The organism is Bradyrhizobium sp. 31Argb, assembly GCF_043638955.1.
In the GTDB taxonomy this organism is placed as follows: domain Bacteria; phylum Pseudomonadota; class Alphaproteobacteria; order Rhizobiales; family Xanthobacteraceae; genus Bradyrhizobium.
On sequence record NZ_JBEGDB010000339.1, the window covers coordinates 1 to 7,724 of the forward strand.

At 64.9% G+C, this 7,724-nt stretch carries 10 protein-coding genes; all 10 read right to left on the reverse strand.

What is annotated here, in order from left to right:
* Positions 1 to 198: 198 nt before the first annotated feature.
* Positions 199 to 915: an MgtC/SapB family protein gene (locus AAFX91_RS36600; protein WP_394569755.1), complete on the reverse strand. Its 717-nt coding sequence runs from the start codon at positions 913 to 915 to the stop codon at positions 199 to 201.
* Positions 916 to 948: 33 nt separating this feature from the next.
* A complete protein-coding gene (locus tag AAFX91_RS36605; protein ID WP_165421105.1) occupies positions 949 to 1,965 on the reverse strand; it encodes a WD40 repeat domain-containing protein in 1,017 nt (338 codons plus the stop codon).
* Positions 1,965 to 3,017 (reverse strand): GTP-binding protein, encoded by a 1,053-nt coding sequence (locus AAFX91_RS36610; protein ID WP_130578735.1) that lies wholly within the window; start codon positions 3,015 to 3,017, stop codon positions 1,965 to 1,967. Before AAFX91_RS36610 ends, AAFX91_RS36605 begins: the two co-directional genes overlap by 1 nt.
* Before the next feature lie 60 nt (positions 3,018 to 3,077).
* The gene (locus AAFX91_RS36615) at positions 3,078 to 3,950 is read right to left on the reverse strand and encodes a metal ABC transporter solute-binding protein, Zn/Mn family (protein WP_394569756.1); all 873 of its coding nucleotides are present in this window, start codon (positions 3,948 to 3,950) and stop codon (positions 3,078 to 3,080) included.
* A 5-nt stretch (positions 3,951 to 3,955) separates the two neighbouring features.
* Positions 3,956 to 4,825 carry a metal ABC transporter permease gene (locus tag AAFX91_RS36620; RefSeq protein WP_394569757.1) on the reverse strand — a complete coding sequence of 290 codons (870 nt, stop codon included), beginning with the start codon at positions 4,823 to 4,825 and terminating at the stop codon, positions 3,956 to 3,958.
* A 4-nt stretch (positions 4,826 to 4,829) separates the two neighbouring features.
* Positions 4,830 to 5,582 carry a metal ABC transporter ATP-binding protein gene (locus tag AAFX91_RS36625; RefSeq protein ID WP_394569758.1) on the reverse strand — a complete coding sequence of 251 codons (753 nt, stop codon included), beginning with the start codon at positions 5,580 to 5,582 and terminating at the stop codon, positions 4,830 to 4,832.
* Between the two features lie 3 nt (positions 5,583 to 5,585).
* Positions 5,586 to 5,789, reverse strand: a complete 204-nt coding sequence (locus AAFX91_RS36630; RefSeq protein ID WP_394569759.1) for a hypothetical protein — start codon at positions 5,787 to 5,789, stop codon at positions 5,586 to 5,588.
* Between the two features lie 49 nt (positions 5,790 to 5,838).
* Positions 5,839 to 6,339 (reverse strand): hypothetical protein, encoded by a 501-nt coding sequence (locus AAFX91_RS36635; RefSeq protein ID WP_394569760.1) that lies wholly within the window; start codon positions 6,337 to 6,339, stop codon positions 5,839 to 5,841.
* Positions 6,336 to 6,938 (reverse strand): permease, encoded by a 603-nt coding sequence (locus AAFX91_RS36640; RefSeq protein ID WP_130577928.1) that lies wholly within the window; start codon positions 6,936 to 6,938, stop codon positions 6,336 to 6,338. The genes AAFX91_RS36635 and AAFX91_RS36640 overlap by 4 nt, the downstream gene beginning before the upstream one ends.
* A 272-nt stretch (positions 6,939 to 7,210) precedes the next feature.
* A complete protein-coding gene (crcB, locus tag AAFX91_RS36645; protein WP_130577927.1) occupies positions 7,211 to 7,597 on the reverse strand; it encodes a fluoride efflux transporter CrcB in 387 nt (128 codons plus the stop codon).
* Positions 7,598 to 7,724 lie beyond the last annotated feature (127 nt).

Here is a 7,724-nt window from a genome sequence, read left to right on the forward strand (position 1 = left end):
CGTCGTCGCCATTGCCGCCACTCTGCTCTGGATAAGGTAACTGTCCACACGGCCTAGAGCATGATCCGGAAAAGTGGAAACCGGTTTTCCGAAAAAATCATGCTCAAACAAAGAGATGAGATCATGATCCGATTCCGTCTAATCGGATCATGATCTAGTCCCGCAAAGTTGACGTCAGCGCCTTTATGAGCCCAGGCCCTAATCGGCTGTGTTGACTTCCCAGGTGGCGTGGCGAACGCCCGCCTGGTGCTGCAGGTCGACCACCACGGCATTCAGTTCGTTGGGGTTGACTGACGTGCTCACCAACGTCGCCACGATCTCCAAGAGATTGTCACCGATCTCCTGAACCTCGATATCGGCTACCGGGTAGCTGGCGGCTTCGAGCTTCTCCACCAATTGGTCGCGCATGTGGGGCAAGGCTTCGGTGGAGACTGCGAGCTTGAAATAGTAGGTCGCCTCCGACGCCAGTTCGTCGAGCGGAATGCGGTTGATGGCATTCACCAGGGGCCGCAGCAGCGTGTTGCCGGCAAGGATGAACACGGTGAGGGCCGCGGCTTGCGCCTCCATGTCGGCGCCGGCGCAGGAGCCGACCGCGGCAGATGTCCACAAGGTGGCCGCCGTGTTGAGCCCGCGCACGTCCATGCCCTGCTTCATGATGACGCCGGCGCCGAGGAAGCCGATGCCCGACACGACATAGGCGATCACCCGCACCGCGCCGTCCGCGCCTGCCAGCCGCATCGCAAGGTCGACGAACGCAGCCGCTCCGACCGCGACCAGTACATTGGTGCGCAGGCCGGCGGTGCGCTGGCGATATTGCCGCTCGGCGCCGATCAGCGTGCCCAGCACGAAGGCTGTGGTCAGGCTCATCAGCGTGTCGAAGAAATCAGCGAGTTGGAAGGTCGTCAGAAACCGCATGGCCCCTCGATACGGCTTGGACACGACAGGTGATTAAAACGCCAACAGACCCCCGTCGCCGTCTTCGTCCGCGAATGCCAATAGCGTACCCTTGGCGTTCCAGGCGAGCGCCGCGACAGGCACGCCCTTGTTTTGGCGGAGCAGGATCTCGGCCCCGTCCTCCATCCGCACCATCAGTACGGTGCCGTCACTGTAGCCGGCCGCCAGAATGTCGTCCTTCGGGTGGCAGGCGACGACTGCGACGCGCGCCTGCAATGGCGCCAGCATCGCCGGCTGCTTGCCCATCGGGCCGTCCTTGGAGGCGAAGGGCCAGATGATGACGGTGTCCGCGCCTGATGTGGCAAGCCCCTTGCCGCCGGCGCTCCACGACATCGAACGCACCCGGCCGGGATAGCCGCTCATGCGCATGTGCCTGTTGTCGGCAAGCCGCCAGCCATGCAACGCCGGCTCATGCATCGCGGTGACCAGGAATTTGTTGTCAGGGCTGAAGGTGACGGCGTGATGCGAGCCGGCCCATTCCAGGAATTCCGGCTTCGCCGCCATGTTGGGAAACCACAGCGTCGCGCCGCCATAATGGGCGATTGCGAGCCGGAGGCCCTTTGGCGCAAAGGCAAGGCCGCCGACGGTGGACGGCGCATCGAAGGACTTTTCCTCGCCCTTGGCCGGACGCACGAACGCGGTCTTGCCCACCGACCATGCCACCGCGCCATCGGAATGCAGCGCCACGGCATCGATCCAGCGCCGCTTCGGGTCGGTCGCCAAGGTCGAGACCTCGCCCTTGGCATTGAGGGCGACCAGCTTGCCGTCGTCACCGCCCATGACGATCCGCTCGCCATCGCAGACGGAGCAGAGGATTGCGCCGCCATGCACCGGCGTCTGCGAGACTTCGCCCTCCCCGCCGACGATGGCGACATTCTCCTCGGTGCCGATGAAGTGGGCGGTGTCGCCAAGGAAATGCACTGATGTGACGGCCATGCCGAGCGGCACTGGCCGTATCTGGTCGGTCATCGAAGCGATGGAGGGAACCTCGCCCGGGTCGAACTCGCTCATCACGAGACGATGCAGCGCTCAAAGCCGTCGCGGATCGCCTGCTCGGGCAATTCGCGGCCGATGAAGACCAGCCGGCTCTCGCGTGGCTCGTCCTCCTTCCACTTCCGCTGATGGTCGCCTTCCAGCATCATGTGGACGCCCTGGAACACGTAGCGGTCGTCATCGCCGGCGAAGGCGAGGATGCCCTTGGAGCGCAGGATCTTCTGGCCCTCGGTCGCCACCAGGTTCTGCAGCCACGGCATGAATTTCGTGGGGTCGAGCGCCTTGTCGGTGCGCAGCGACAACGACTGCATCTCCTCGTCATGGTAGTGCTTCATGCCGTGGCCGTGGTCATGGTGGTGATGGTCATGGCCATGGTGGTGATGATCATGGTCATGATCGTGATCGTGATCGTCGGCTTCCAGGAAATCCGGCTCGATGTCGAGAATGCGGTCGAGGTCGAAGGCGCCGCGCTCCAGCACGTCGGCCAGTTCCACCTTGCAGCGCTCGGTCCGATGCAGCTTGGCGTAGGGGTTGATGCCGCGGATGCGGGCCTCGACCTCGGCAAGCTCGGGCTTTGACACGAGGTCGGTTTTGTTCAGCACGATGACGTCCGCAAACGCGATCTGGTTCTTGGCCTCGGGCGCGTCCTTCAGGCGGTCGCTGAGCCATTTCGCGTCGGCCACCGTGACGACGGCATCGAGCCGGGCGTTCTTCTGCACGTCCTCGTCGACGAAGAAGGTCTGCGCCACCGGCGCGGGATCGGCCAAACCAGTGGTCTCGACGATGATGGCGTCGAACTTGCCCTTGCGCTTCATCAGCCCGTCCATGATGCGGACGAGGTCGCCGCGAACGGTGCAGCAGATGCAACCGTTGTTCATCTCGAACACTTCCTCGTCGGCCCCGATGATCAGGTCGTTGTCGATGCCGATCTCGCCGAATTCGTTGACGATGACGGCATATTTCTTGCCGTGGTTCTCGGACAGGATGCGGTTGAGCAGCGTGGTCTTGCCGGCGCCGAGATAGCCCGTCAGCACGGTCACAGGGATCTTTTGCGAAGAAGGTTCTGGCATGGCAACTCCGGGGGCGGAACTTGGAACGCGCTGCCCGGGCCGGCAGGGAGGGCCCCCGCCCTAGTGGCCAAGCGCGCTGGTCAAGGCCTTTATATTGTGCCTTACCATCGCAATGTAAGTGGGTGCCTCGCCCTTTTCGGCAGTGAGGCTGTCCGAATAGAGGGTCCCGCCGATCCTGGCCCCGGTCTCCTCGGAGATCCGCTGGATCAGGCGGGGATCGCTGACATTTTCGAGAAAAACCGCCGGAATTTTCGCTTTTTTGATCTGGGTGATGATGCCTGCGATATCGCGGGCGCTGGGCTCGGATTCGGTCGAGACCCCCACGGGGGCAATGAACTCGATGCCGTAGGCGGCCGCGAAATAGCCGAAGGCGCGGTGGGTCGAGATCACCTTGCGGTGCGCTTCCGAGATCGTCGCAACCGCCTGCCGGACTTCGCTGTCCAGCGCGTCGAGCTCTGCCAGATAGCTGTCCGCATTGGCGCGGAAGGCAGTCGCGTTCGCAGGGCTGGCGGCCGCAAGCGCGTCGCGGATATTGGCGACATAGATCTTGGCATTGGCGACGGACTGCCAGGCATGGGGATCGGGGGCGGAGCCGAGCTTGAGCGGCGTGACCCCGTCCGTCGCGGTGACGATGGTCGCCTTGCCGCCGGCGGATTGCACCAGCCGCGGCAGCCAGCCTTCCAGGCCGAACCCGTTGATGAAGAGCAGCTTCGCTTCCGCGACCTTCCTGGCGTCCGCCGGGTTCGGCCGGTACACATGGGCATCGCCCTCGGGGCCAACCAGCATCGCCACGTTGACGCCGTTGCCGCCGACATTGCGCACGAGGTCGGCGAGGATCGAGAAGCTCGCGACCACGTTGAGACGCTCCTGCGCGCGTGCCGGAGCGACAAGCGTGACGAGCGCGAGCAGCGCGAGCCAGAACCACCGTCGCATCGCCGCTAAGCCTCCAGATGCCGGCCGGGGAACATCTGGCGGACCAGTCCGCCGACATTGCCGAACAGGAGCGAGGCCAGATAGAGCCCGGCCGCGACCAGGATGATCGCGGGGCCTGAGGGAATCCGCGTCTGGAACGACAGCACCAGCCCGGCATAGCCCGAAAGCATCGCGCTTGCGACCGCGATGCAGATCATGCCGGTGATGTCGCGCGACCAGAACCGGGCGATGCCGGCCGGCAGGATCATCAACCCGACGCCGAGCAGCGTGCCGAGCGCATGAAAGCCGTTGACGAGGTTGACCACGACCAGCGCCAGGAACGCCAGATGCGCCGGCGCGCCGGCGCGGCTGACGGTGCGCAGGAACAGCGGATCGACGCATTCGATCACCAGCGGCCGATAGATCACCGCGAGCACCAGCAGCGTGATGGTGGCGTTGAAGGTGATCACCAGAAGCGTCTGGTTGTCCATCGCGAGAATGTCGCCGAACAGCACGTGCAGCAGGTCGATATTGGTGCCCTTGATCGAAACAATGGTGACGCCGAGCGCCAGCGAGACCAGATAGAAGGTGGCGAGCGAGGCGTCCTCCTTCAGCTCGGTGTTGCGGGCAACGAGGCCGGCCAGCAGTGCCACCGCAAATCCCGCGACCAGACCGCCAACCGTCATCGCGAACAGGTTGAGCCCGGAGAGCAGGAAGCCGATCGCCGCGCCCGGCAGGATCGCATGCGCCATGGCGTCGCCGACCAGGCTCATCCGCCGCAGCATCAGGAATACGCCGATCGGTGCGGCACCGAGCGACAGCGCGACCACAGCGGCGAGCGCGCGGCGCATGAACTCGAACTCGGTGAAGGGCGCGATCAGCGCGTCGGTGAGCATGGCATCAGGCGGCGCGCGAAGTGTCCACGACGCAGGCGGCGGCACGGTCGTCGAAGGCTTCGCACATCCGCATCGCCACCGTGAGGTTGTCCGGCGTCAGCACCTCGGTGGTCGGCCCCCACGCCACCGGCCCGTGCGCGAGCAGCAGCGTTTCCGGGAAATTGGCGCGCACCATGTCGAGGTTGTGCAGCGCCGCCAGCACCGTGCGCCCCTCGCCGTGCCAGCGCTTGACCAGCGCCAGCAGGTCGGCGGTGGTCTTGGCGTCGATGGCGTTGAAGGGCTCGTCGAGCACGATCAATCGCGCATTCTGTAGCAGCACCCGCGCGAACAGCATGCGCTGCATCTGGCCGCCGGAGAGCGTACCGATCGGCCGGTTCTCGAAGCCGTTGAGGCCGACCGCGGCGATCGAAGCAAGGATCTTCTCGCGCGCGTCCTTGCCGATGCCGCCGAACAGGCCGATGCCGCGCCACAGGCCGGTGCCGACGAAATCGAACACCGAGATCGGGAAGCTGCGGTCGATCTCGGCCGACTGCGGCAGGTAGGCGATATCCCTGTGGTCGAGGCCGCCGAGATGGATCGAACCGGAGAGCGGCTTCAGGATGCCGGCGATGCCGCGCAAGAGCGTCGACTTGCCGGCGCCGTTCGGGCCGATCAGCGCGAGCAGCGCGCCGGAGGCCACCTCGCCGTTCAAATGATGCACCGCCGGATGGCGGTCATAGCCAAGCGTGACGTTGCGGAATTGCAGTTGTGCCGCCATCGCTCACCTCATCGCCAGCAGCACGAAGGCCCACAGGCCGGCACAGACCGCGAGCGCTGCCGCAAGGCGCGCTGCGACGGTCATGCGCAGGATCGACCAGGTCGCGGCCTGCGCCGGATGCGGCGTTGCCGGACCATGGCTGTGGGCGACATGGTCGTGAGCATGTCCATGGACGTGGTCGTGGCTATGGGGCTGTGCGTGTGCCATTTAACGAAACGTTACATTATAACATTACGCGAGTCCACCTGCTGGAAGTTCACGGTTTGCCGATCGCCATCGCGATGGCGGCGGCCAGGAACGGAAACGGCACCGAGACGGCGGCGCGGAACCAGACGAAGCGGGCCAGCATGAACGGGATTTCCCACAGGATCACCCTTTGGAAAGCGAACAACGCCCAGGCGACGACATAGGCGATCACCTGGGGTGGACCGCCGCCGGCCTTCAGCGCCACCGCGCCGATGGAAAAACCGACCACCGGCCCGCCCGGGGTCGCCGCGCCCGCGATGACGGCGGTCAGCACGCCGAGCCAGCCACTGTCCGGCCCGAGCCAGCCGGCGATGATCTCTTGCGGGATCACCGCGGCGATATAGCCCGACCCGACCACGCCGATCGCGATCCGCGGCATGATGTTGGCAAATTCGAGCGAACCTTCGCGCAACGACGACACCAGCACCGTGCGTCCGCGGCGCCAGGCGATGAAGCCGACGCCGGCGACCGAGCCCCACAGCAGGATGTCGATCAGGAGCGCCGCGCTCATTCCGGCGCGCCGTTCGGATAGACGCGGGCATAGACGAAGCGGCCGAAGGCGCCGGCGAGCACCGGCAGCGGCAGCGAGATCACGATCCGCCACAGCGTGAACTCGGTGCCCATGATCGGCAATTCCCAGGCCACCGCGCGGCCATAGCCGATCAGGGTCCAGCTCACCACCAGCGCGATCGTCGCGCCGAAATCGGCTCCGACGGTCAGCAGTGCAGCCGCCACCGGATAGGCGGTGAAGGGACCGCCCGGCAGGATCGCGCCGAAGGCGGTGCCGATCAGAAGGCCTTTCAATCCCGACTTCGGTCCGAGCGAGCGCGAGACTTTTTCGTGCGGCAGAATTTCCGCGATGAACGCGCCGAGCAGGCAGCCCGCGAGCACGCGCGGCAGGATGCCGCCGAACAGCGAGAGGTCGTGGGTGAGGATCTCGATCACGCCATCGGCGCCGTCACGCCGATAGACCAGCGCCGCACAGACCAGAACCAGCACGAGGATTGAGATCATCGACCAGCCGATCGGCTTGCGCACACGGCCGGGCGGCGACTCGGCCTCCGCGGCGTCATCGGCCGGCGGCGGATCCTTTAGCGGTGCATCTGACAAGGCAATGGGGCCAAGGCGGGGTGAGAATTTCCATCCTGCTTAGTCCCGTCACAAAGGCGACGCAAACGGAAGCTGGCCATGCATCCATGCGCGCGCAGGCTATGGCCATGCATCGATGCGGCGCTCCCTCCATTCGTCATTCCGGGGCGATACGACAGCATCGAGCCCGGAATCCATTTCACCGCCTGCGTATGCGGCCCGATGGATTCTCTGATGTGCAATTGCACATCATAGTTCGCGCCAAGAGGCGCGTCCCGGAATGACGGAGCGGTTCATGTGAGGTGGCGGACGATGGCCAGTCCGGCGAACAGGCCGGCGATCGATAGCGCGACCGAGCCGAGCACGTAGAACGCTGCGAGCGCGAGTTCGCCGCGTTCGTAGAGCAGCGCGGCGTCGAGCGAGAAGGCGGAGAAGGTGGTGTAGCCGCCGAGGATGCCGGTCATCAGGAACAGCCGCCACGGCTGCGACGCCTCGCCCTTGAAGGCGAGATAACCCGCAATCAGGCCCATCACGGTCGAACCGGTGATGTTGATGATGAAGGTGCCGTAGGGAAAATCTGTGCCGAGGCTGCGGCCGCAGGCGAGATTGATGAAATGACGCAGCATCGCACCCAGGCCGCCGCCGAAGAAGACCAGAAAATAGCTTGCTGCCGTTCCCACCACTGCCCCGCAGGTGTGCCGTCGAGAGGGATTGCACCCTCCCCTGAAAGGTAGGGGAATCGCATATGGCCTTAGGCCGTGTGGACTCTTGGGATTCTCAAATCAGATTGAACGTGATTCAAGGCTT